This window comes from Erwinia sp. INIA01 (assembly GCF_025947915.1).
Lineage (GTDB): Bacteria > Pseudomonadota > Gammaproteobacteria > Enterobacterales > Enterobacteriaceae > Erwinia > Erwinia coffeiphila.
This window is the reverse complement of sequence record NZ_JAPDNC010000002.1, coordinates 675,823-699,619: the sequence shown is the minus strand read 5'-3', so window position 1 is coordinate 699,619 and position 23,797 is coordinate 675,823. Positions and strand designations below refer to the sequence as shown.

Sequence of the window (23,797 nt, the reverse complement as noted above, 5' to 3'; positions counted from 1 at the left end):
ACAACGTCTCTGGAGCAGGCTTTGCGCAAAAGAACCTGAATTCAATTACAAAAACTATGACAACTTCACAACATACATGAGTTTCATGCTATCAAGCGGTTTTGACCCACTGACACCTCATGTCTCAGGTCTGCAGGCAGCTTACAAAAGCTGGTATAAAGAAATGAAAGTCAGCCCACTTCGCTCAGCCATTCTCAATAGTTGGTCCTACCGTGGTTGCTGATAACAATTAAAAAAGCCCGGATAATCCGGGCTTGATCCTAAACGCAATATTGATCGAAAAATCGATCAATATTGCGGAAGTTTAAAACAGGCTTAACGCTATGATTTCCATCCTCCACCCAGCGCTTTATAAAGCATTATCTGCTGAGTCAGCTGCCCCAGCCGGGTGGTAATTAATAGCTGCTGCGAACTGTATAACGATCGCTGTGCTACCAATACATTCAGATAATTGTCCACCCCTTCACGATAGCGAACGGTAGCCAGATCGTAGTTTCTCTGACTGGCTTGTTCATCCAACTGACGTGCGTACAGCTCATCTTTATAAGTTTCCTGCCCAGCAAGCGCATCTCCAACCTCTTTGAATGCTGTCTGAATCGTTTTTTCATAATCCGCAATTTCAATACGTTTTTGCAGTTTGGCAATATTCAGATTCGCGACGTTTTTTCCACCCCGGAAAATAGGCAGATCGATAGCTGGACTAACGGCCCATGCCGCAGTACCACCGCTAAGCAAATCGCTCAGCCTGCCGGATGTCGATCCTCCCATTGCCGTCAGGCTGATACTGGGGAAAAATGCCGCTCGCGCTGCGCCAATATTCGCGTTCGCGGATAACAGCGTGTGCTCCGCAGCAATAATATCAGGGCGGTTGGTCAGCAAGTCTGAGGGCAGCCCGGCCGGCGTTGCCGGGAAATTCCACTCTTTTTTCAGGCTGGCGCCGGCCAGTATATCCGCAGGCAAATCGGTGCCGACCAGCAAGGTCAACGCATTCACATCCTGTCGCACCTGTCGACTGTAGGTCGCCACATCCGCCTGGGCAATACGCACGAGGGTTTCGGCCTGGACCAGATCCTGCTCGGTGCTGACGCCCCCTTCATAGCTGCGTTTGATCAGATCGTAGGAGTCCTGCTGGCTTTGTGCCGTGCTCTGCGCCAGCTTGAGCAGTTCATTATCCGAACAGAGCGACAGATAACTTGCCGCCACCTGCGAAATCAAACTGATCCGTGTTGCACGCTGAGTGGCGTCCGTTGCCAGGTAACGTTCCAGTGCACTGTGGCTGAGACTACGCAGGCGACCAAAGAAGTCCAGTTCCCATGCGGTTACACCGAAGTTAGCATCAAACTGATGGTAGGTTACCCCCCCACCCGGCCCGGTGTTATACAGATTACCCGGCAGATGAGCGGCCGTTTCACCGGCATTAAGATCGACAGAAGGCATCAGCGCAGAACGAGCAACCGTTACCTGCGATCGCGCAACTTCAACATTCAGCGCCGCAACCCGCAAATCGCGGTTGTTTTCCAGCGCCTGGACGATCAGCTTGTGCATCATCGGATCGGTGAAAAAGTTTTGCCACCGGATATCTGCCCCGTTGCCGTTCAGATGCTGTCCCTGCCCTGCATAATGACCGGCAACAGGCAACGACGGTCGTTGATAGTCCGGTTCCATCGTACAACCAACCAGCATCAGTATCGGCAACAGCCCCATTGATAAAGTCTTATGCATCATGGTTCTGCACCTCTTGTTCTTTTTTATTCCTGCCGGCAAATAGCTGCGAAACGACAACGTAAAACATCGGCACAAAATAAATCGCCAGGAAAGTCGCCGTAAACATGCCACCCACAACGGCTGTACCAATCGAGTGCTGGCTCCCTGCACCTGCACCGTGTGAAATCATTAGTGGCATCACACCAAGGATAAACGCCATCGAGGTCATAATAATTGGCCTGATACGAAGTTTTGCCGCCTCAATTGCCGCTTCCACTAACCCCATTCCCTCTTTCTCATGAAGGTCTTTGGCAAATTCGACGATCAAAATAGCGTTTTTCGCCGCCAGCCCGACCGTCGTCAACAGACCAACCTGGAAGAACACATCGTTTTCTAGTCCCCGCATCGTCACGGCCAGCACGGTACCCAGTACCCCCAGCGGGACGACAAGGATAACGGAAAACGGTATTGACCAACTTTCATACAGAGCGGCAAGGCAAAGAAACACAACGATCAGAGAAATCGTATACAACGCAGGGGTTTGTGAACCCGACATCTGTTCTTCATATGACAACCCGTGCCACTCCACTTTAAATCCCGGGGGCAGTTTGGCAGCAATCTCTTTGACCGCTTTTACTGCTTCCCCAGAACTGTATCCCGGGGCCGGCGATCCCATTATTTCTACTGCGGAAATACCGTTAAAGCGCTCATAGCGTGGAGAACCATACTGCCACTCTCCTTTACCGAAAGCCGTATAAGGCACCATCGTTCCGCTGCTATTGCGGAAGTACCATTTTTTCAGGTCCTCCGGCGTTACACGGGAACCGGCATTTCCCTGCACGTAAACTTTTTTAACGCGGCCGCCATAGGTGAACTGATTCACGTAACTCGACCCCCAGGCAATGGAGAGTGTGTCGTTGATATCGCCAAGATTCAGGCCCAGCGCTCTTGCGCGCTCATCATCAATAATCAAGTGATACTGCGGTTCATCTTCCATGCCGTTAGGACGGGTGGCAAACAGGCGCTTATCTTTCGCCGCCATGGCCAGAAACTGATTTCGGGCGGCCATCAATGCGGCGTGGCCTTTGTTTTGAGTATCCTGCAGGAAGAAGTCAAAACCGGTCGCGTTCCCCAACTCCATTACCGCTGGCGGCACAAGCGCATAAATCCTGGCGTCTTTTGACTTAGAAAAATGCGCCATCGCACGCGCTGCCAGCTTCTGGACCGACTGTTCGCTGTTACGCTCACTCCAGGGTTTCAACAGGACAAATGACATCGCGGTGTTCTCACCTCGCCCCGAGAAACTAAAGCCGTTAGGGGAGAATACGGACATGACTTCGGGGTTTTTCAGCAACCACTCTTCCATATCATTAATCACTTCCTGAGTACGTTCTGAGGCGGCGTTAGCCGGCAGTGTCACCTGCATCATTAAAACGCCCTGATCTTCATCCGGCAGGAATGAGGTTGGCACCCGCATAAACAGTACGCCGGTTGCAACAACCATCGCCAGATAGATAACCAGGAACAGGCTGCGCCGGGAAATTACCGTTCCGACACTCCTCGTATACTTCAGCGTACCGGCATCAAATTTACGGTTAAACCAGCCGGCAATACCTTTATCTTTATGATCTTCAGAAGCGGGTTTTAAGATGGTTGCACACAGTGCCGGAGTGAAAATCATCGCCATCAGCACCGAAAGTGCCATGGCGGAGACAATGGTGATTGAAAACTGGCGATAGATAACCCCGGTAGAGCCGGCAAAGAAAGCCATCGGCAGCAACACCGCCGAAAGCACCATGGCAATACCGAACAGAGCGCCCTGAATCTGCTCCATAGATTTGATTGTCGCAGCCTTGGGATCGAGCCCCTCCTCATGCATCACACGCTCAACGTTTTCCACGACCACGATCGCATCATCCACCAGCAGCCCTATGGCCAGTACCATCCCGAACATCGTCAGTGTATTTATCGTATAACCACAGGCCGCCAGCACGCCGAAAGTCCCCAGCAGTACCACGGGCACCACCATAGTGGTAATCAGCGTAGCGCGGAGGTTTTGCAGGAAAATCAGCATAACGAAAAACACCAGCACGATAGCTTCGAACAGCGTTTTTACCACCTCTTCAATCGATGCACTTACCACCGGCGAGGTGTCATAAGGATACTTAACGATCACACCAGGCGGCAGCGACGGCATTGCATTTTCGACGGTTTGACGCACACCATCGATGGCATCTAACACGTTAGCTCCGCTGGCCAGACGTAAAGCAATACCGGCGGAGGGTTTACCGTTATACGTTGCTGAAATGCTGTAATCCTGCGGCCCTAAATCCACACCGCCCACATCACGTATGCGCACCTGTGAACCATCGGGATTCACTTTCAGCAGGATATTTTCAAACTGTGCGACCTTTTGGAAACGTGTTTTACCCACGATAGTGGCGCTGAATTTTGCCCCCTCTACCGAAGGCAGCCCCGCCAGCTTACCGCTTGATACCTGGACGTTCTGTTTGTTGATAGCGTTAGTCACATCGCTTGGAACCAGCTGAAACTGGTACAGCTTGGCCGGGTCCAGCCAGATACGCATGCCGTATTCTGACCCCATGACGATAAAGTCACCCACGCCATTCGAACGCGCAATCGAGTCCTGGAGTTTTGATACCAGCAAATCGGCGAGGTCACCGTTACTCATTTGACCGCTGTCCGCAATCAGGCTGACCACCAGCATAAAGTTGGCCTGATATTTACGGACGTTGATCCCCTGCTTAACGACCTCATCGGGTAGCTGTGACTCGGCGAGTGACACTTTGTTTTGCACCTGAACCTGAGCAATATCGGGATTGGTACCCTGATTGAAGGTCACAATAATTGTCGCGCTGCCGTCGCTGTTACTTTGCGATTCGATATAGCGCAGGTTATCTATGCCGTTCAACTGCTGCTCGATAACCTGCACAGAGGTATTCTGAACCGTCTCGGCGCTGGCGCCAGGGTAGGTCACCTGTACAGAGATAGCAGGCGGAGAAATATTCGGATACTGGTTAATCGGCAGGGTAAAAATCGACAATCCCCCAATCAGCATCACCAGAATCGCCACAACCCAGGCAAAGACAGGGCGCTCAATAAAGAATTTAGACATCCGTTTTCCTTACTGCGCTGAGGGATCGGCAGTGGTTAAGTTAGCCCGCTTAAAGACTTTAGGCTGATGCTCACTGGGCGAAACCAGGCTGCCATTACGGACCAGCTGTAATCCATCAACAACAACCCGGTCGCCCGACTTAAGTCCTTCAGTGACCAACCACTGGCCGTTAATCATCTCGCCGGTTTTAATAGCCTGCTCAACCACTTTATTATCTGCCCCAATTTTGTAGACATAAGGACGGCCTTTAGGGTCGTGCATAATGGCCGGCTGCGGTGCCAGTATTCCCTGATGAGCAACACCCTGAGGCAGAACCGCGTGTACAAACATACCCGGCAGCAGATCACGGTTGGGATTCGGGAAAAATGCACGCATCGTAATGCTGCCGGTGGTTTCATCGACAGTTACTTCCGAGAACTCCAGCTTGCCCATATGGACGTAGTCCGAACCATCTTCCAGCGTTAGCTTAACGGCAGCGGCGTTGTCCCCTACGGCCTGTAACTTGCCTTCAGCCAGCGCGCGCCGCTGACGCAGTAGCTGCAACGACGATTCACTAACGTCTACGTAGATCGGGTCTAGCTGCTGGATTGTCGTGAGGTAATTGCTTTGACCATTGGTCACCAACGCACCCTCGGTATAAAGAGAGCGCCCGATTCTGCCGGTGATCGGCGATCGAACGTTGGTATAGTTGAGATTAACCTGAGCAATTTCTAATTCTGCCTTCGCCTGTTTTTCCGCGGCAACGGCATCGTCGTAGCTTTGTTTGCTGACGGCTCTGGCTTCCATCAGCGGTTTGTAGCGTGTCGCCAGCTGGCGGGCATTTTCCAGTGTTGCCAGCGCCTTGTCGTAGGTCGCCTGGTAACTGGCGGGATCGATCAGATATAAGGGCTGCCCGGCCTTAACGTCACTTCCCTCAACAAACAGACGTTTGAGAATAATACCGCTAACCTGCGGCCGCACTTCGGCCGTCCTGACCGCTGTCGTCCTGCCAGGAAGTTGTGTAAATAGCGTTACCGGCTGACTTTTGAGTGTTGTCACACCAACACTGATCGGTTTTACCGTGGTGTCTTTGGTTCCCTGATCGCAGCCTGCAAGCATAAAAACCAGACATAGGGGAAGGATCGTTGATCTCATAATTTAATCTCTTACCATAACCTTTAAATTTAATAACGAGAGTGACTATTCTCAAGATGAGTTAATAACATACCGGGGAGCTGAGCCAGGCCTTAACACGGCTGGGCTTACGTCAAATATGTTTGCTTAAAGCGTTGAATGGCCCCTATAACGCTGGGTCACCAGTACGTTGGTTACAGCCTGCTGGCTGACAATTAGCAGGCTGTATCTGATCAGCCTCTGGGCTCAATTCCCCGGCGACGCAGCTCTCGCCGGGCCAGTTCCTTGAGCCAATATGCAAGGGTAATGTTGTCATCATCCGTCAACGACTTAATCTGAGCATGAAGCTCAGGATGTATTCGCAGCTGAAAGGCTGCTGAACGTCCACCGACTTTAGGCGTCCTGTCTTTAAGTTTCGGCATAGTAATCAGCTCCTGGGAATAAGAACGCCCCTTGTCGCGCTACCAACACCATCAAGGGGCTGACACCGTTAACAGAATGCGATGCTGACGGTGCTGGGGGCAGCTTAGCCTCAATGCAATTATTTCTTTGGTGGATTCAGGTGAAAGATGTAAACAGAATATTGAAAGTTGTGAGCGTTCTTCTGGATTGAAACAAAGAGTAAGATTCTGAAGATACAGACAAAAAAAAACCCACGCATCCGCGTGGGTTGGTGCAACTGAACAGGGTGCAGTCCGCCGGGAGCAGACTGTATTCACACCAATCAATACCTCTGGGACTGCTATTGTCACCAGAAGCCGATCCTGAAACCAGCAAACAAAAGCAAATGAATGGCGCTAAATGCAACCAGTGATGACCGGCCGCTCATTTCTTTACATATTGAACATCCTGAGGTTTTTCCTAACCCGGGTTATAAAGTGCATCCGGCGCGATATTCATATGCTTCAGCACCGGACCAATAATATTGCCAAATACCGGTGCCGCTACCGAGCCACCAAAGTGATCTCCGGCGGTCGGGTGGTTAATCATAATCACCAGTGCCACCTGAGGATTGCTGGCAGGGGCCACGCCGGCGGTATAGTTGATATAGCCGCCGTCATATTTGCCGCTGTCACCCATTTTTTCCGCCGTACCGGTTTTAATTGCCAGCCGATAACCCGGCACCGCCGCACGCACCCCACTGCCGCCAGGGAGCGCATCACTCTCCATCATATGCACCACGGTTTTGACCGTATCCTGATCGGCAACCCGCGTACCTAACACCGGCGGTGTCACCTTGGTGATCGACAGCGGGCGATAAACGCCGAATGAACCCAGCGTGGCGTACTCACGCGCAATTTGCAGCGGCGTAACGCGTAAACCATAGCCGAATGAGAACGTTGCACGTTCAATGTCCGCCCAGCGCTGACGGTGCAAGGGGAAGTAGCCGACGCTTTCGCCGGTCAGCCCAAGGCCGGTTGGTTTACCCAGGCCAAACGACTGATAGGTATTCACCAGCACCTCTGCAGGCATCGCCAGTGCGATATGCGACACGCCGATATCACTCGATTTCTGCAGGATACCGGTCATCGTTAGCCGTGACCAGTGGCCAACATCGCGGATCAGATGGCCGTTAACCCGGTAAGGGGTGGTATCCAGCACTGAGTCTGGGCGAACCAGTTTACGGATCAGCCCTTCCATCACCACCAGCGGTTTAACCGTTGAGCCCGGTTCGTAGCTGTCATTAATCGCCGTGTTACGCATCTGCGCGGGCGATACTTTGGCAAAATTGTTCGGGTTAAATGAGGGATAAGAGGCCATACCAAGGATCTCGCCGGTATCGATTTTGATCAACACCGCCGCACCGGAGTCCGCCTTATTCAGCAGTACGCCATCGCGCAGCTTGCTGTACAGAGTGTACTGGTCGAACTTATCAATACTCAGCTGCACCGTCGGCGGCTGCTGAGGCGGCTCGTAGTTAATCATTGCCACAATATTGCCGTTGGCGTCCTGGCGATATTTCTCCACGCCGGGCGTTCCCTGCAGGACTTTATCGAAGCCTTTCTCCAGCCCGGTCAGCCCGTTGCTGTCTGCACCAACGATACCAATAAGCGGCGCGGTGGCCTCACTCATAGGATAAAAACGGCTGTCGTCATAAACCGTGGTAATACCGGTAAGATGAAGTTTGGAGATATCTTTCGCGATACCCAGCTCGATTTTTCTGCCCAGATAAAGGAAGCGACGATTGGGATTAGCATTAATTTGTGCCGCGATCTCCTCCGGCCTGAGCTCCAGCGCATTAGCCAGATAGGCCCACTTGGCGCTGGTAAAGTCCGGATGCGCTTCTAAAACTCGTTGCGGATCGGCAATCACATCGCGCGAGGGAACGCTGAGCGCCAGCGCTTCGCCGTTCCTGTCGAGCAGGGTGCCACGGTTGGTCGGTAAGGTAACGGTTCTCAGCGAGCGTTCATCCGCCTCTTTTTCCAGCATCGGATGGTTAATCAACTGTAAATCGGCCACCCGCGCGAGCAAAACACCCAGGCATGCCAGCACGCCCACACAGACAAGGCGGAATCGAACGGGATTTAACGTCGGGGCTGGCTGAGATTTGGTCAGCGATCTTTTCAAGGGAGGCATGTTTTTTCCAGAACAGGGTGCGTGATAACTCTCTGGCGTTTATACAAAAAATGATTCGGAGTTAACAGGCAAACAGTGTTTCAGATCGTGATTAAGCGAGAGGAGAAGTCATGCAGAAAGTTCAGAAAAAAAGATGAATAAAATCAGTAATCTGTAAGAAAACCCTTAGATTACAGGCAAAAAAAAACTGCGCATCTGCGCAGGTCGGTGAAACAAAGCGATAAATACTTTTTGATGTTCACCCATCAATACCTCTGGGATCTGAACTGTATCAATCCGCCGCATCGGCTCGCTACTCAGGAATCGCAACAGTTACCCGCAAAATGTAACCAGCTATGTGATTTGTAGGGGTTTTAGCAATGAATCGCCAACATTCAGGCTAACCCCCCTTCATCCCGTCAGGCCACCTCAGGCAGTTTGCGAATCTCCACCAGGCAACTCATGGCGTTCGGCCCCTGGGTTAAAGACGAAGTACCAATATCCAGCGTCAGTACGTTAGGGTTTCCGGCACGATCGTAGTCCCGCCAGGCTTTGCCAAACCCGGGATCGAACCAGGCACCAGTGGAAATCAGCACCACATTCTGACTGACGCCTTCCGTCAGGCGCACACCGGCCTGAATGCGGCCGCGATCGTTACTGACTTCAATCACGTTACCGTCGCTGATACCGCGTTCCGCCGCATCCAGCGGATGCATCCACAGCGTTTCGCGCCCGGCCGTTTTGTTGGCCTGCACCGTTGGCGTCGCATCCAGCTGACTGTGTAGACGGTCGCCGGGTTGAATAGAAATCATATGCAGTGGGAAGCGTTGTTTAACTTCCGATCCCAGCCACTCGGCAGGCTCGCGCCATTCGGGATGCGGGCCAAAGTCAGCAAGCTGATAGCCCTCAATCGTTTCCGAAAAGAGTTCGATTTTACCACTGGCGGTTTTAATCGGATTGGCCACCGGATTAGCGCGAAAATCAGCCATAAATACCCAGTCTTCCTTCGGCAGCGGGATCTCCACGTGCCCTTCCTCCCAGAATGTTTCGAACTCCGGGAAGTCGACCCCCTTGTGATTGTGGGCCACCGCGCAGCGCTGGTAGAGATGTTTGATCCACTCCATTTCATTGCGGTTTTCGGTAAAGGTGTCGCGATACCCCAGCCGCTCGGCCAGATCGGCAAAGATATCAAAGTCGTTGCGCGCCTGATGCTGTGGTGCAATCGCCTGATGCATCGCCAGCACGAAGCGATCTTTGGACGATCCGCCGATATCATTGCGCTCAAGGGTGGTGGTCACAGGCAAAACGATATCCGCCATCTGCGCTGCGGGAGTCCAGACGATATCCTGCACGATAACCGTATCCGGGCGCTGCCAGCCCTCGACCAGGCGGTTCAGCTGCTGATGATGGTGGAACGGATTGCCGCCCGCCCAGTGGATCAGATGAATATCCGGGTAGGTGTGCGTTTCGCCCTGGAAGGTATATTCCTCGCCGGGTTGAAGCAGCATATCGCTGATACGGGCAACCGGTATCGCCCGGTGCGCAATCGGGTTAACCCCGGTAGACATCAGGGGAGACGGGCCTTCAATACGCGGATTGCCGACGCTGTTCATGGAGCCGTGACCAAACGAGAAACCGGCCCCCGGCAGGCCCGGTTGACCCAGCATTGACGACAGGGCAATCATCATCCAGTACGGCTGTTCGCCGCGATGGGCGCGCTGAACCGAGTAGGAGCAGGTAATAAAGCTGCGCTTGCCGCTTAGCTGCTTTGCCAGCAGCGCGATGCGCGCGGCCGGGATACCGGTAATCTCGCTGGCCCACTGCGGCGTTTTCGGCTGGCCGTCGCTTTGCCCCAGCAGATAACTTTTGAGCTGCGGATAACCCACGCAGTGCGACTGCAGGAAGGCATTATCCACCGCACCCAGGCGCTCGATTTCAAATCCTAACGCCAGCATCAGCGCCACGTCGGTGTTCGGGCGGATCGGAATCCATTCAGCATTGACGAACTCCGGGCAGTCGTCACGCATCGGGCTGATGTTGATGACCGGTGTGCCCTTTGCCGCCAGCTGCTCTAGCGCGGGCTTCAGGCTGTGCTCGCCCGCTCCGCCGGAGGCAACCTGTGCGTTTTTCAGCGCCAGCCCGCCAAAAGCGATAAAAACTTCACAGTGTTTGACCACATCCGGCCAGTCGGTAACGCGACCGGTCAGCGGCATATAGGTGCCAATCACATAAGGTAAAAAGAACTGCGCGGCACCCCAGCTATAGTTGCCCTGCTGATCAATGCCGCCGCCGCCAAGGTTGTAAAAACGGCGCACCAGCGTGCGGGCATGGTTTACGCGGCCCGCCGATGACCAGCCGTAGGAACCGTCGAAGATCCCACTGGCACCGTAGCGGTCGCGCACCCGGCGGTTTTCCTCGGCAACCAGATCGAGCGCGGTTTCCCAATCCACTGCGACAAAATCCTCGCGCCCGCGCAGAGTACGATCGCTCTTCTCCCGCGACTTCAGCCACGAACGGCGCACCATCGGCTGGCGGATACGCTTATCCGAATAGACCAGTTCCGGAATGGTATTCAGCATCGGTGACGGGTCCTGGTCAGCGAAAAAGGGGGCACAGCGCAGCAGTTTGCCATTTTCAACAACGGCACTGAAGGCACCCCAGTGGGCAAGGTGAGGGAGTTTTTTTAACGTCATGCGAGGACCCGGTCATGGTGTCAGTTTTTCTGGAAACTCAGAATAGCATCGCTCAGTAACGGAGTGAAACCGTGTTCACTTTATCAGAACGAACGGCCTGCAATCAGGTGAACCCAAAGAGGAAAATCCTCAGCTTTGCGACGCCCGGCGCATTCTCCAGGCTTGCAGTCACTGCGGCTTTCCGCAACACTACTGCAATGTAAACGCTTACCCAGAAAGGTTGGACCCTATGGCTACCATAAAGGATGTCGCCAGACTCGCGGGGGTGTCGGTAGCAACCGTTTCTCGCGTCATCAATAACTCCCCTAAGGCCAGTGAAAATTCGCGCCAGGCGGTGACGCAGGCGATGGAGTCGCTGAAATATCATCCGAATGCCAACGCCCGCGCGCTGGCGCAGCAGTCCACGGAAACCATTGGGTTAGTGGTCGGGGACGTTTCCGATCCCTTCTTTGGCGCAATGGTAAAATCTGTCGATGAAGTGGCATGGAATACCGGTAATTTTCTGCTGATCGGCAACGGCTACCATAATGAGCAAAAAGAGCGTCAGGCCATTGAACAGTTGATTCGCCACCGCTGTGCGGCGCTGGTGGTGCATGCAAAAAAAGTCCCGGACAGCGAGCTGATCGGCCTGATGAAGCAAATTCCCGGGATGGTGCTGCTGAACCGCGTGCTGCCGGGCTATGAACAGCGCTGCATTGCGCTGGATGACCGTTACGGTTCCTGGCTGGCCACCCGCCATCTGATCCAGCAAGGGCATAAAAATATTGCCTTTATCTGCTCTAATCATTCTATTTCCGACTCCAGCGACCGCCTGCAGGGCTACTACGATGCGCTGAAAGAGCATGGCCTGCCCTGCAACGACCGGCTGGTCGCTTTCGGTGAGCCGGATGAAGTGGGCGGTGAAACGGCGATGACCGAGCTGCTGGGCCAGGGAAAAACCTTCAGTGCGGTGGCCTGCTATAACGATTCGATGGCGGCAGGTGCGCTGGCGGTGCTGAGCGATAACGGCGTGCGGGTGCCGGAAGAGATTTCGCTGATCGGCTTCGACGACGTGCTGGTATCACGCTACGTTCGCCCACGCCTGACGACCGTTCGCTATCCGATTATCACCATGGCGCAGCAGGCTGCCATGCTGGCGCTGGCGCTGGCCCACGGTCAGCCGTTGCCGGAAGTGACCCATCTGTTCAGCCCGACGCTGGTGCGCCGTCATTCAGTGGGAACGCCAGCCTGAACCGAAAGCGACAGCGGTTCAGCGGTTCAGCGGTTCAGCGGTTCAGCGGTTCAGGGTCTGATTGCAACGATTTATGGTAAAGGTGCACGGTGGTCGCGGGATAGTCCAGCGCATCACCGATATAGCGCCAGCCGAACTTTTCGTAGTAACCCATGCAGGCAGAGTAGAGATAGAGATTTGTATCCCCGCGCTGTCTGCAGCAATCGATAATGGTTTGCTGCAGCTTCTCGCTTAGCCCCCGCCCGCGCCAGCTTTCATCAATATACAGCGCTGCCAGCCAGGGAAACAGATCCTGGCGGCTGACCAGATCGCAGCGCCACAGCCCCGCCGTTCCCACCGGACGCTCACCGTCGAGAGCCACAAAGGTGATTGGCAGGTCGCTACCCGCAAGGCTGCTGTCGATGACGCTGGCAAAAAAGTCGCGGCTGTTATCGGTGCCAAACGCCTGCCAAAGCCAGTCGGTAATCACTTCGCGCGTTTCCGGCACGGCACTCAGCGGCACGATGCGCAGCGTCATACCAGCTTGCCCTGAAAAATCGGCACCGACTCAAACAGATAGCCGTCAAAATCGGGCGCATCGGCATCGGACAGTTCCAGCAGGCTGTGTTTGACATTTTCCAGATGCTGCCACATCGCCTGCCATGACCCCATCACATCACGACGGCGCAGCGCGGCGAGAATGGTCTGATGGTCACCAAGCCACTTTAGCCGGTAGCTGCGGGTTTCAATATGGCCGCGCAGCTGCTGCCACAGCGGGCTGCTTTCATGATGACGCCAGATGCTGTTGACGGTATCCAACAGCATCTGATTCTGCGTGGCCCCGGCCAGCAGCAGGTGGAACATCTTGTCGTTGTCCTGGCTTTTGTCATCCAGGGCAATAGCGCGCTGCTCCTGCTCCAGCGTGCGCTTGAGGTTTTCAATATCCGCCTTCGTCGCCATCTTCGCGGCAAAAGCGGCGATATTGCTCTCCAGCAGCTGGCGGGCCTGCAGCATCTCGAACGGCCCGACGTCGCTGCGGAAGAAGGCCTCTTCTTCGTCGCTGCTCTCCGATGGGATGCGCATCACATAGACGCCGGAGCTTTGGCGAATGTCCACCGTGCCCTCCAGCTCCAGCATCAGCAGCGCTTCACGCACAATGGTACGACTAACGCCCCAGGTTTCGGCGATGTTACGCTCCGGCGGCAAACGCGAGCCAACCGGATAGTGACCATCGATGATTTGCTGGCGCAGATCGTGTCCGATTTCCTGATACTGCTTTTTTTCCTGCGCAGGCGCACCTTTGTCCACAAAACCACCTTTTGAGCCATTATCCGTATTGATTGGCGCTAGTTTACCAAAGCCAGCGCCTGATCGAGTACTTTTACGCCGTTAAGGGTGCCATAAGCCACCGAATCAATGACCGCGATGGGGATCTGGTAGCTGTCGGTCAGTTTGCGGTTCTCTTCCAGCTTAAATCGCACCTGTGGCCCGAGCAGCACCACCGCCACTTCACCCACGTTGTTTTCCAACTCGTCACGCAGGTTCTGTTCGGGAATAGCGTAGATCTGATACTCCAGTCCGCGTGCTGCTGCTTCTTTTTCCATCCGCGTCACCACCATGGAGGTAGACATGCCTGCTGCACAGGCAAGGACGATTCTTTGCATAATTAACTCCTTATTTGGCTTCATCATCCAGCTCAATGCTGAGCTGGCGGCTGTCACTGAGCTGGCGATACCAGTGGGCAGATTTCTTCATTCGCCGCTGGCGCTGGTTTTCCAGGTCGATCTCGATCAGTCCGTAGCGGTTTTTAAACGCATTCATCGGCGACACATTGTCAGTAAAGGCCCACAGCATATAGCCCTGGCAGTTGATGCCCGCTTCACGGGCCAGCAGTGCCTGATACAAATGCTCGCCAATAAATTCGATGCGATAATTATCCTGGATCTCGCCGCCGGTATTTTTGAACTGCGCTTCGTTCTCGATCCCCATGCCATTTTCGGCAATAAACCACGGGAAATTGTCGTACTCATTCTTCATACGCTGCGCCATATCCCAGATGATACGCGGCTGGATCTCCCATCCCCGTGATTTATTCATCCGCCGTCCCGGCAGTTCAAAATGCTCGAAGTAATAAGCCGGATGGAACGGGGTTTCCGGATGCCAGGCTCGTGAGGGCGCTTTCACGCGATGCGGATAGTAGAGGTTGATACCGACTTCATCGACGCGGTTGGCGCGAATAATAGCCAGTTCCTGCTCATCGACCTGCCAGTTCACACCATGTTTTTCCAGCAGCGCCAGCAGTGCTTGCGGATACTCGCCTTTAATCGCCGGATCGAGAAATACGCGGTTATAAAACAGATCGTAAATCTCCGCCGCCTGTACATCATGCGCAGCGCCGGAGCGGGGATAAGTCACTTCCGGGTTGAGGATTGTGCCGACGCTGCCCTGATAACCGTTCGCACGGAACAGCTGCACCACTTTCGCCGTGGCGAGATTTTTATGGTGATTCCACTGCATCCAGGTGTCGGTGCTTTGCTGGTACGGCCAGCGCAGCGCATCGAGATAGACCCGCGTCTGCACCACCACCGGCTCGTTAAACGCGAACCAGCGCGTGACCTTGTGCGCATAGCGCGCAAATACCTGTTCTGCATAACGCACGAACAGCTCGACCACATGTTTCGACGCCCAGCCGCCGTACTGCTCCAGCAGCGTGGCGGGCAGTTCGTAATGTTCCAGGCACAGCATCGGCTGGATGCCGTTGGCCAGCAGCTCGTCAATCAGGCTGTCGTAGTACGCCGCGTACTCTTCATCCACCACGGCGTTTTCATAGTCGGTGAGAAAGCGTGACCAGTTGATTGAGGTGCGGTAATGGCTCAACCCCGCCGCTTTCATCAATGCCACGTCTTCTTTATAGCGGTTGATAAAATCGGTCGCGACCGCCGGGCCGTAGCCGTCATGCCAGACGTGGCGGTCCTGCTGATACCAGGCATCAAGATAGGAATCCTGCCCCGCTTTCTTGCCGCTCCACCCTTCGGTCTGCCAGGCTGAGGCCGCAGCGCCGAGAATAAAATCAGCCGGGATGGGGATATTAACCTTACTCATTTTCACTCCTTAATTTTTCGCCAGCTCAGGCTGTAGCGTCTGCGCTTCAGCGGCTTCTGCGCGGCGAGCAGCAATTTTGACAAACGGGATATAGATGAGGATCGACACCAGGATACAAACGATCTGCGTGACGACCGCCCCCATCGACCCGGCGGTGGAAAGCCAGGCGTTGATGATTGGCGGCGTGGTCCACGGCACCATCACCACCGCTTTGCCAGCGAAACCGGTGACCGTGGCAAAGTAGCCGATAGACCCCGTGATCAGTGGAGTAATGATGAACGGTATCGCGAGGATCGGATTGAGCATGATCGGCATACCAAAAATCACCGGTTCGTTAATGTTAAACAGGCCGGGGCCGAATGAGAGCTTAGCTATTTCGCGCATCTCTTTGCGTTTGGTTACCAGCATCACCGCACTCAGCAGGCCGATGGTCAGCCCGGACCCGCCGATGCTCATATACACATCCCAGAACGGCATGGTGATGATGTTCGGCGCCTCTATTCCCTGTTCGAAGGCGTTCATATTCACCAGAATCGCTCCCAGCAGCAGCGGTTCGCGGATAGGTTTCACCATCTGGTTGCCGTGAATGCCAATCACCCAGAACAGTTGGGCAACAAACATCAGCAGCAGGATGCCCCACAGGCTCTGCACCACCGACTCCAGCGGCTCCTGCACTATTTTGTACACCGCGTCATACAGATACATGCCGGTAAAGCGGTGGAAGATAAAACCCAGGGTGGCGATAGCGGAAACGGTGATAATCGCCGGGATCAGCGCCGAGAAAGAAGCGGCAACATTGGGCGGCACGGTATCCGGCATTTTAATTTTCAGGCGGTCAACATGCTCAAGGCGGCAGTAGATCTCCACCGACAGAATGGCGATAAACATGCCCAGGAACAGGCTTTTGGTATCGGAGAACTGCTTTGCCAGCACATCGGTCACCAGCTGCATCTGGCCGTTGACCATCATGTTTAGCGTGGTGGGAGTGACGGCAATAAAGCAGATGATCGCCAGCAGGCCGGGGAACAGGGTTTTAATGCCGTTGATTTTCCCCAGCTCAATGCCAATCAGGAAGACTGCGCCAATATTGAGGAAACTCAGCGTGGCGTAGTTGATGCTGGAGGTAATCGGCTTCAGTTCGGCCAGGAACGACAGTGCCTGAAAACTGGCGAGTCCATTCTTACCGTCGAGCACCATATTGGATATCAGCACCGAGAAGGCACCGACGATAATCACCGGCATCAGAGTAATAAACGATGCCTTGATCGCCATGATATAGCGATAGCTGTTGAACTTGGTGGCAAAACTCCCCAGAGAGTCGATTAGCCGATCCTGTAGAGACATGGGTGAATCCTCAAGGTAAGGGGTCAGGCATCCCGGCATTGATGTTTGTGCAACTTCCGCTGTAGTGGCATACCAAAAATAAACAATCGGTGATTATTTACTGTGATAAAACTCTCAGAAGCAATCACTGGTATTCCAATAGGATGTATAAACCAATTTTGGCATACCAATAGAGGTTGTGATGGATTTTGAACAGACGATGATGGAGCTGCTGATCAATGCAGGTGAAGCGCGATCCCACGCCATGAGTGCTATTCAGCTTGCACGCAAGCGCGACTGGCAGGGAGCAGATGAAGCACTGGCGGCCTCCACTGAGGCTTCACGCGGTGCGCATAAAATCCAGACGCAGTTAATTGGAGCGGATGAGGGCTGCGGCAAAGTGCCGGTGACGCTGATCCTCGTGCACGCGCAGGATCATCTGATGAATGCCATGCTGTGCCGCGATCTGGCCGAAGAGATTGTGCTGCTGAGGAAAGAGATGTTTGCAGGATGAAAACTGACGTGGGGCGAAAGTAAAAACGATCGCCCCCTGTAGAACCACTCTGGCGCAGGGGCTGACCGGCTTTCCGGTCAGCCCGCAGGCCGGGTTACAGCTCCAGCGCCAGCAGCTCCGCCACGGTCTGCGCACGACGGATCTGCCGTGGCTGACCGTTCTCGAACAGCACCTCCGGCAGCAGCGGACGGCTGTTGTAGTTTGACGACATCGACGCACCGTAGGCACCGGTATCATGGAACACCAGATAATCCCCCACCTTCACCGCCGGCAGCGCGCGGGTTTCCACCTTGCCGCCTTCCTGCTGGGTGAACACATCGCCCGACTCGCACAGCGGACCCGCCACTACCGTCTCGACGGTATTCTGCTCGTCCAGCTGACGGCCATCGCCTGCAATCGCGGAAATGTGGTGATAACTGCCGTACATGGACGGACGCATCAGATCGTTAAAGCCCGCGTCCACCAGCACGAAGTGACGGCTACCCATCTCTTTCACCACGCGCACCTGGCTGACCAGCACGCCCGACTCGGCCACCAGGAAACGACCCGGCTCGATCTCAAGTTTTACCGGGTGACCCAGATGTTTTGCCACGCGCTGGCGGGCGGCATCCCACAGACCGAAATAGTGATCGGTATCGATCGCTTCTTCACCAAAACGATACGGAATCGACAGACCGCCACCGGCAGAAATCGCTTCCAGATCCTGACCGAAGCTGACCACCTGATCCACCATCGCATCGCAGACCTGCTCCAGATGGCTGTAGTCCACGCCGGAGCCGATATGCATATGAATCCCGACCAGCTTCAGCTGATAGCGCTGAACCGCTTCCAGCGCCAGTGCCATATCGCCGAACCAGATACCGTGCTTGCTGTTCTCGCCGCCGGTGTTGGTTTTCTGGCTGTGGCCGTGGCCGAAGCCCGGGTTAACGCGCAGCCAGACCGGATGCCCGGCAGATACGGCACCCAGCTGGTGCAGCATGTCGACAGAACCGGCATTGACCGGCACCTTCAGCTCCGCCACGCGGGCCAGAGTTGGCGCATCCAGCAGGTCGGCCGTAAAGACGATCTCGTCGCCGCCCGCCTGATAGCCCGCCGCCAGGGCGCGCTCAATCTCACCCAGCGACACGGAATCGACCTTCACGCCCGCGGCACGCATCAGGCGCAGAATATGAATATTCGAACAGGCCTTCTGGGCGAAGCGCACCACGTCAAACTGCTGCAGCTGAGCAATGCGCTGCTCAATGATACTGGCGTCGTAAGCCCAGACCGGGCCGCCCGTCTGGCGGGCAAGGGCTAAAAGATTGTCCTGATTCAGAGCGGTAGTGGTGTCGGTCAGCAGGCGTGGCATAAGGGTTCTCCATAAGTGAATAACGCTATTACGCCACATCTCCTGACGGCATAAAAATATCTGTTTTATCGCAGTCTATTCATCCATGATATGGCTTAACTGAATTGTCTTCCCGTGGAGAAAGCGATGGCCGGAGTCTCCCTGCGCCACATTGAGATTTTTCATGCCGTGATCACCACCGGCAATCTCACCGAGGCGGCCGCACTGCTGCACACCTCGCAGCCGACCGTCAGCCGCGAGCTGGCGCGCTTTGAAAAACTGATTGGATTACAGCTGTTTGAACGGGTACGCGGACGCCTGCAGCCCACCGTACAGGGCCTGCGGCTGTTCGAAGAGGTGCAGCGTTCCTGGTACGGGCTGGACAGAATTATCAGCGCCGCCGAGGGCCTGCGGCAGTTTCGTCAGGGCGAGCTTTCCATCGCCTGCCTGCCGGTTTTCTCCCAGTCGCTGTTGCCGCTGCTGTGCCAGCCGTTTATGCAGCAGTACCCGGAAGTCAGCCTGAATATCATCCCGCAGGAGTCGCCGCTGCTGGAAGAGTGGCTGTCGGCACAGCGTTACGATTTAGGGCTGACTGAAACCAGCCACACGCCCGCCGGGACCGAGCGCCAAGCGCTGTTCACGCAAAATGAAGTCTGTGTACTACCGAAGGACCACCCGCTGGCGCGTCGCGACTGCCTGACGCCGCAGGATTTTGCCGGCGAAAATTATATCAGCCTGTCGCGCACCGACAGCTATCGCCAGCTGCTGGATAATCTGTTTAACGAACAGGGCGTGCAGCGAAGGATGGTAATGGAAACGCACAGCGCGGCGTCGGTGTGCGCGATGGTCAGAGCGGGAGTGGGCGTGTCGATTGTGAATCCGCTGACGGCGCTGGATTACGCCGACAGCGGAGTGGTGATGCGGCGCTTCAGCGTGGAAGTGCCGTTCACCGTCAGTTTAATCAGGCCGCGTCACCGGCCCGCGTCGGCGCTGGTTGATGCCTTCAGTGAACATCTTCAGCAGCATATCGGCCTGTTCAGCCAGCGCCTGGAGCAGCAGCTGAATTAAGCGCTAACCGGCTGCCCCTGCGCGCGGGAACCGCGGAAGGTGACCAGGCAGATAATCAGGCCGATTGCCGCCAGCACCGCCGCAGAAACCGGCACCGCCGTCAGGCCGTAGCCGCCACCGATCACCGCACCGCCAACCCAGGCACCGAGGGCATTGCCGACGTTAAACGCGGAAATATTCAACGTGGACACCAGGTTCGGCGCATCTTTACCGTGGCGTACCACGTTAATTTGCAGCGCAGGCACGGTGGCAAAGGTGGCCATCGCCCACAGGAACAGGGTGATTTCCGCCAGCCACAGCGCGTGAGAGGTCCAGCTGAACAGCAGCGAGAACACCGCAATCAGCGAGAAGCTGAGGATCAGGCTGAACGACACGCGCCAGTCCGCCAGCTTGCCGCCCAGGGTATTACCCACGGTCAGACCGGCACCGATCAGGAACAGGGTCCAGCTGACGCCGCGATCGGTAATTCCGGTCACTTCCAGCAGCAACGGGGCGATATAGCTGAACAGTGCAAACATCGCGGCGGCGAAAAACACCGTCATCAGCAGCGACAACCACAGCTTGCCGCTGCTCAGCGCGCTGAATTCGCTGGCCAGATCCACCGGCTTTTCATTGCGATTAGTCGGCAGGCTGACAATCAGGCCGATAAACGCCAGTACGCCAATCACCGATACGCCCCAGAAGGTGGCACGCCAGCCGAACAGCTGACCAAACCAGGTGCCCAGCGGCACGCCCAGCACGTTGGCCAGGGTCAGGCCGGTAAACATCAGCGCCACGGCGGACGCCTGCTTGCCCGGCGGCACCAGGCTTGCCGCCACGACGGCACCGATACCGAAGAAGGCACCGTGGCATAACGCGGTAACCACGCGGGCCAGCATCAGCAGGTTGTAGCTGTAGGCCAGCGCGCAGAGAATATTGCCGATGATAAAAATCACCATCAGCAGGATCAGCGTACGTTTACGCGGCAGTTTCGCCGTCAGCAGCGCCATAATCGGCGCGCCAATCGCCACGCCCAGCGCATAGCCGCTGATCAGCCAGCCCGCAGACGGGATCGATACCTGCAGATCGCTCGCGACCTCCGGCAACAGCCCCATAATCACGAACTCGGTGGTGCCGATAGCAAAGGCGCTCAGCGCCAGTGCCAGTAATGAAACAGGCATTTCACACACTCCCAGGATTGTCAGAATTCAGCCCCCTACGTGGAGGGCCATTATCGTCAGGTGAATATTTTTTACGCGATACGCGACGAAGGTCACAGAACTACATTAAAACACAGGCGAGGAATCGCTTACAGCACGGCGCAGGCAAGGGTGTGTTGCCAAATTAGCAATAATTAATCCCCCAACATCCGCGCCAAACGTAAGCGAAAAAAACACCGGATATTAATGACATGGCGAAATATTCACCTGGCGTGAACAAACACATAACACCAGCTAATGTTTTTTCCTGCGGAAAACTCCTGGTTTTTGGAAATTCCATACCATTTCATTGCGATCTCCCCCGTTGCCGTTAGGCTTATTGAGATCGTTAACAATATGAAATTACTGCTGTGGATAGCCAAAGGCGTTATGCAGAAACGCTTACTTCACCGGCTATCTTTTCAACTAATCATTGGGGATTATCGATGAGAGTGGTTATTTGCCTGCTAGCCGCCTGTCTGGGCGGGTGTTCAGTAGGGAAGTATCAGTACAGCAGTGAAGCTGAAAAACGGGTCGATATGACGGTAACCGGCATCCCCACCATCCTGGGTGCCGGGGCATTGGGAACCACCATTCCGCTGACGGCGAACTACAGCCTGACCGCGGCTCACGTGGCGAAGCTGTCGATGTACGAGGTGAAGTCTTACCACCCGGAGTGCGATCTGGCGGTGATTTACCACAAGAATGAGGGGCTGAAACAGGAACCGCGTTTCCGCAACGGCAAGATTGGCGACAAAGTGAATATGTACGGCTACAGCTTTATCTCCGCGCTGCCGATGGCCTCCAGCGGGGTCAATCTGATTAATACCGGGCTGGTCAACGAATGGAATAAAAAACCCTGCGTGGTGGTCGCCACCAACGCCGGGGTGGTGCAGGGAATGTCGGGCGGCGCGGTGTATAACGCCTCCGACGATTCGATTGGTGGGGTGATTGTTGGCTACACGGACACCGTTAACGATCTGAAAACCGGCAAGCCGCGCTATCGCGATGTCTCGCTGTATGTTCCCTACTCACGCTTTAAAGACTGGCTGAATGATGCAGTGAAGTCCTGATCCGTCAGTCAGGAGCTCACCGCAGCATAAACTCCACCGCCGCCTGTGCATGGATGGCGGTGGTGTCAAACACCGGGACCGGGCAGTCGCAGGCTTTCAGCAACAGCCCGATTTCCGTACAGCCGAAAATCACGCCCTCTGCGCCTCGCGCCACCAGGCCGTCGATAATCGCCAGATAGCGCGATTTAGACTCGGCGGTAAACTGCCCCTGGCAAAGTTCATCGAAGATGATGCGGTTAATCTGCTGACGATCGGCTTCATCGGGTATCAGCGTGGTAATGCCGTGCTGCGCCAGCATCGGTCCGCGATAAAAATCCTGTTCCATGGTGTAGCGCGTCCCCAGCAGCGCAACCTGCGACATGCCCGCCCGCTTAATCGCCTCCGCAGTACCATCGGCGATATGCAGGAACGGCAGGCCGCTCTGGTCAATAATCGGCTGCGCCACTTTATGCATGGTATTGGTACAGAGCACGATCCCTTCGGCCCCTGCCCGCTTCAGCGCCACCGCAGCATCCGCCAGCATCTGCCCGGCTTTATTCCAGTCGCCGCTGGCCTGGCAGGCTTCTATCTCATAGAAGTCCACGCTCCACAGCACCAGCTTCGCCGAATGCAGCCCGCCCAGGCGCTGCTTGATCCCTTCGTTGATCGCCCGATAGTACGGCAGCGTCGATTCCCAACTCATGCCGCCGATCAGTCCCAGTGTTTTCATTCCTGTTCCTCAGTCCGTGTTATTGATCCTGTAACACAAACATACCAAACGGATGGATCTGGAGATAGAACTCATCGCCCGGCGAAGGCTGGAGTTCGGTGGCGTTGACCTGCAACAGCAGCTGCTGCCCCTGCCACTCCACCAGCACCTCGTACTGCGGCCCCATATAGGCGACTTTTTTAATCGTGCAGCGCTGGCTGGCATCACCCTGTAATCCGAGGGTGATGGCTTCCGGGCGCACGCCGACAGTACAGTGTTGCAGGCCCGGCGCAAACCCTTCCGGGCGCGGGATGGCGTAGCCGAGGATCTCCACGCGATTGCCGCTGATTTGCGCCTCAAAGATATTGGCATCGCCCATAAAGCTGGCCATAAAGCGCGAAGCCGGGAAGCGATAAAGCCGCTGCGGTTCGCCGATCTGCATAATCTGCCCCTTGTTCATCACCAGCACGGTATCGGAAACCGCAAAGGCTTCGCTCTGGTCGTGGGTGACGTACAGCGAGGTGATATTGAACTGCTGCTGCAATTCGCGGATCTTCTCACGCATGCTGCGGCGCAGGTTGGCATCCAGGTTACTCAGCGGTTCGTCGAACAGCAGCACCTTCGGCTTGAGGATCAGCGCACGGGCCAGCGCCACGCGCTGCTGCTGCCCGCCGGAGATCTGATCGACGTAGCGATCGGCGAAACCGGCCAGATCCACCAGCTCCAGCGCCTCTTCCACGCGGTCGCGGATCTCGCCTTTCGGTTTGCCCAGCATCTTCAGGCCGTAGCCGATATTCTCCCCTAGCGACATATGCGGGAACAGGGCGTAGGACTGGAACACCATGCAGATGTCGCGGTGCTGGATCGAACGATGGGTCACGTCCTCCCCGTCGATAAAAATCTGCCCGTCGCTGGGTTTTTCCAGCCCGGCGACCATTCTCAGCACGGTGGTTTTGCCGCAGCCCGACGGCCCCAGCAGCGTCACCATCTCCCCTTTCGGGATGGCGAGGCTGAGGTTTTCAATCACCGAGTTGCTGCCAAAGCGTTTTGCCACGTTGCGCAGTTCAACGAAGCTTTTCTTTTCCTGGGTTTGCGCGAAGTTAGTATTCATA

At 55.4% G+C, this 23,797-nt stretch carries 19 protein-coding genes; 4 read left to right on the top strand and 15 right to left on the bottom strand.

All coding sequences use genetic code 11. The features are described 5' to 3' along the window. Window positions 1-321: 321 nt before the first annotated feature. The 6 genes from OMR58_RS05050 to OMR58_RS05025 form a co-directional block, all read right to left on the bottom strand. Window positions 322-1,725, bottom strand: a complete 1,404-nt coding sequence (locus OMR58_RS05050) for an efflux transporter outer membrane subunit (RefSeq protein ID WP_200560078.1) — start codon at window positions 1,723-1,725, stop codon at window positions 322-324. Next, window positions 1,715-4,840, bottom strand: a complete 3,126-nt coding sequence (locus tag OMR58_RS05045) for an efflux RND transporter permease subunit (RefSeq protein ID WP_200560079.1) — start codon at window positions 4,838-4,840, stop codon at window positions 1,715-1,717. The genes OMR58_RS05050 and OMR58_RS05045 overlap by 11 nt, the downstream gene beginning before the upstream one ends. Window positions 4,841-4,849: 9 nt before the next feature. Next, complete coding sequence (locus OMR58_RS05040; RefSeq protein ID WP_200560080.1) at window positions 4,850-5,974, bottom strand: efflux RND transporter periplasmic adaptor subunit; 1,125 nt, start codon at window positions 5,972-5,974, stop codon at window positions 4,850-4,852. Between the two features lie 212 nt (window positions 5,975-6,186). Continuing rightward, a complete protein-coding gene (locus OMR58_RS26040; protein ID WP_234471798.1) occupies window positions 6,187-6,375 on the bottom strand; it encodes a toxin-antitoxin system HicB family antitoxin in 189 nt (62 codons plus the stop codon). Between the two features lie 439 nt (window positions 6,376-6,814). Further along, complete coding sequence (locus tag OMR58_RS05030) at window positions 6,815-8,530, bottom strand: penicillin-binding transpeptidase domain-containing protein (RefSeq protein ID WP_200547076.1); 1,716 nt, start codon at window positions 8,528-8,530, stop codon at window positions 6,815-6,817. A gap of 398 nt (window positions 8,531-8,928) precedes the next feature. Continuing rightward, complete coding sequence (locus OMR58_RS05025) at window positions 8,929-11,202, bottom strand: molybdopterin guanine dinucleotide-containing S/N-oxide reductase (protein ID WP_264545385.1); 2,274 nt, start codon at window positions 11,200-11,202, stop codon at window positions 8,929-8,931. Between the two features lie 229 nt (window positions 11,203-11,431). On the opposite strand from OMR58_RS05025, the gene galR reads away from it, so the two are divergent. Beyond that, a complete protein-coding gene (gene galR, locus OMR58_RS05020; RefSeq protein ID WP_264545384.1) occupies window positions 11,432-12,433 on the top strand; it encodes an HTH-type transcriptional regulator GalR in 1,002 nt (333 codons plus the stop codon). Between the two features lie 34 nt (window positions 12,434-12,467). Here the strand turns inward: galR and OMR58_RS05015 are convergent, their stop codons facing one another. The 5 genes from OMR58_RS05015 to OMR58_RS04995 are packed head-to-tail and all read right to left on the bottom strand — an operon-like array spanning window position 12,468 to window position 16,858. Continuing rightward, window positions 12,468-12,944 (bottom strand): GNAT family N-acetyltransferase, encoded by a 477-nt coding sequence (locus OMR58_RS05015; protein ID WP_264545429.1) that lies wholly within the window; start codon window positions 12,942-12,944, stop codon window positions 12,468-12,470. Between the two features lie 2 nt (window positions 12,945-12,946). Continuing rightward, on the bottom strand, window positions 12,947-13,720 hold the full coding sequence (locus OMR58_RS05010; protein ID WP_133622843.1) for an FCD domain-containing protein: 774 nt from the start codon (window positions 13,718-13,720) through the stop codon (window positions 12,947-12,949). Window positions 13,721-13,758: 38 nt separating this feature from the next. Beyond that, complete coding sequence (locus tag OMR58_RS05005; RefSeq protein WP_205066037.1) at window positions 13,759-14,076, bottom strand: PTS sugar transporter subunit IIB; 318 nt, start codon at window positions 14,074-14,076, stop codon at window positions 13,759-13,761. A gap of 10 nt (window positions 14,077-14,086) precedes the next feature. Next, window positions 14,087-15,514, bottom strand: coding sequence for a glycoside hydrolase family 1 protein (locus tag OMR58_RS05000; RefSeq protein ID WP_264545383.1), 1,428 nt, complete (start codon window positions 15,512-15,514; stop codon window positions 14,087-14,089). 9 nt (window positions 15,515-15,523) lie between these two features. Then, entirely contained in the window at window positions 15,524-16,858 is a 1,335-nt protein-coding gene (locus tag OMR58_RS04995; RefSeq protein ID WP_264545382.1) for a PTS sugar transporter subunit IIC, read from the bottom strand. A 181-nt stretch (window positions 16,859-17,039) separates the two neighbouring features. Between OMR58_RS04995 and OMR58_RS04990 the strand changes: the two genes are divergently transcribed. Next, on the top strand, window positions 17,040-17,351 hold the full coding sequence (locus OMR58_RS04990; protein WP_205066034.1) for a PTS lactose/cellobiose transporter subunit IIA: 312 nt from the start codon (window positions 17,040-17,042) through the stop codon (window positions 17,349-17,351). A gap of 94 nt (window positions 17,352-17,445) precedes the next feature. Here OMR58_RS04990 and lysA read toward each other — a convergent pair whose 3' ends face one another. After that, window positions 17,446-18,699: a diaminopimelate decarboxylase gene (gene lysA / locus OMR58_RS04985; protein WP_264545381.1), complete on the bottom strand. Its 1,254-nt coding sequence runs from the start codon at window positions 18,697-18,699 to the stop codon at window positions 17,446-17,448. Between the two features lie 126 nt (window positions 18,700-18,825). Between lysA and OMR58_RS04980 the strand changes: the two genes are divergently transcribed. Next, entirely contained in the window at window positions 18,826-19,746 is a 921-nt protein-coding gene (locus tag OMR58_RS04980; protein WP_264545380.1) for a LysR family transcriptional regulator, read from the top strand. Here OMR58_RS04980 and OMR58_RS04975 read toward each other — a convergent pair. Continuing rightward, window positions 19,743-20,906, bottom strand: a complete 1,164-nt coding sequence (locus tag OMR58_RS04975) for an MFS transporter (protein ID WP_200560085.1) — start codon at window positions 20,904-20,906, stop codon at window positions 19,743-19,745. The two genes, OMR58_RS04980 and OMR58_RS04975, sit on opposite strands and share 4 nt — an antisense overlap. Before the next feature lie 464 nt (window positions 20,907-21,370). On the opposite strand from OMR58_RS04975, the gene OMR58_RS04970 reads away from it, so the two are divergent. Beyond that, window positions 21,371-21,997, top strand: coding sequence for a serine protease (locus OMR58_RS04970; RefSeq protein ID WP_200548072.1), 627 nt, complete (start codon window positions 21,371-21,373; stop codon window positions 21,995-21,997). 16 nt (window positions 21,998-22,013) lie between these two features. Here OMR58_RS04970 and OMR58_RS04965 read toward each other — a convergent pair whose 3' ends face one another. After that, window positions 22,014-22,706: an amino acid racemase gene (locus OMR58_RS04965; protein ID WP_264545379.1), complete on the bottom strand. Its 693-nt coding sequence runs from the start codon at window positions 22,704-22,706 to the stop codon at window positions 22,014-22,016. A 19-nt stretch (window positions 22,707-22,725) separates the two neighbouring features. Beyond that, complete coding sequence (gene fbpC, locus OMR58_RS04960) at window positions 22,726-23,796, bottom strand: ferric ABC transporter ATP-binding protein (RefSeq protein WP_200548074.1); 1,071 nt, start codon at window positions 23,794-23,796, stop codon at window positions 22,726-22,728. Window position 23,797 lies beyond the last annotated feature (1 nt).

Excerpts from the sequence above, each read along its gene's own strand:
- OMR58_RS05000 (WP_264545383.1), bottom strand. The coding sequence starts at position 15,514 with ATGAGTAAGGTTAATATCCCCATCCCGGCTGATTTTATTCTCGGCGCT.
- OMR58_RS04980 (WP_264545380.1), top strand. The coding sequence starts at position 18,826 with ATGGCCGGAGTCTCCCTGCGCCACATTGAGATTTTTCATGCCGTGATC.
- OMR58_RS26040 (WP_234471798.1), bottom strand. The coding sequence starts at position 6,375 with ATGCCGAAACTTAAAGACAGGACGCCTAAAGTCGGTGGACGTTCAGCA.
- galR (WP_264545384.1), top strand. The coding sequence starts at position 11,432 with ATGGCTACCATAAAGGATGTCGCCAGACTCGCGGGGGTGTCGGTAGCA.
- OMR58_RS04975 (WP_200560085.1), bottom strand. The coding sequence starts at position 20,906 with ATGCCTGTTTCATTACTGGCACTGGCGCTGAGCGCCTTTGCTATCGGC.
- OMR58_RS04995 (WP_264545382.1), bottom strand. The coding sequence starts at position 16,858 with ATGTCTCTACAGGATCGGCTAATCGACTCTCTGGGGAGTTTTGCCACC.
- OMR58_RS05030 (WP_200547076.1), bottom strand. The coding sequence starts at position 8,530 with ATGCCTCCCTTGAAAAGATCGCTGACCAAATCTCAGCCAGCCCCGACG.
- OMR58_RS05040 (WP_200560080.1), bottom strand. The coding sequence starts at position 5,974 with ATGAGATCAACGATCCTTCCCCTATGTCTGGTTTTTATGCTTGCAGGC.
- OMR58_RS05005 (WP_205066037.1), bottom strand. The coding sequence starts at position 14,076 with ATGCAAAGAATCGTCCTTGCCTGTGCAGCAGGCATGTCTACCTCCATG.
- lysA (WP_264545381.1), bottom strand. The coding sequence starts at position 18,699 with ATGCCACGCCTGCTGACCGACACCACTACCGCTCTGAATCAGGACAAT.
- OMR58_RS05045 (WP_200560079.1), bottom strand. The coding sequence starts at position 4,840 with ATGTCTAAATTCTTTATTGAGCGCCCTGTCTTTGCCTGGGTTGTGGCG.
- OMR58_RS04965 (WP_264545379.1), bottom strand. The coding sequence starts at position 22,706 with ATGAAAACACTGGGACTGATCGGCGGCATGAGTTGGGAATCGACGCTG.
- fbpC (WP_200548074.1), bottom strand. The coding sequence starts at position 23,796 with ATGAATACTAACTTCGCGCAAACCCAGGAAAAGAAAAGCTTCGTTGAA.
- OMR58_RS04990 (WP_205066034.1), top strand. The coding sequence starts at position 17,040 with ATGGATTTTGAACAGACGATGATGGAGCTGCTGATCAATGCAGGTGAA.
- OMR58_RS05050 (WP_200560078.1), bottom strand. The coding sequence starts at position 1,725 with ATGATGCATAAGACTTTATCAATGGGGCTGTTGCCGATACTGATGCTG.
- OMR58_RS05025 (WP_264545385.1), bottom strand. The coding sequence starts at position 11,202 with ATGACGTTAAAAAAACTCCCTCACCTTGCCCACTGGGGTGCCTTCAGT.
- OMR58_RS04970 (WP_200548072.1), top strand. The coding sequence starts at position 21,371 with ATGAGAGTGGTTATTTGCCTGCTAGCCGCCTGTCTGGGCGGGTGTTCA.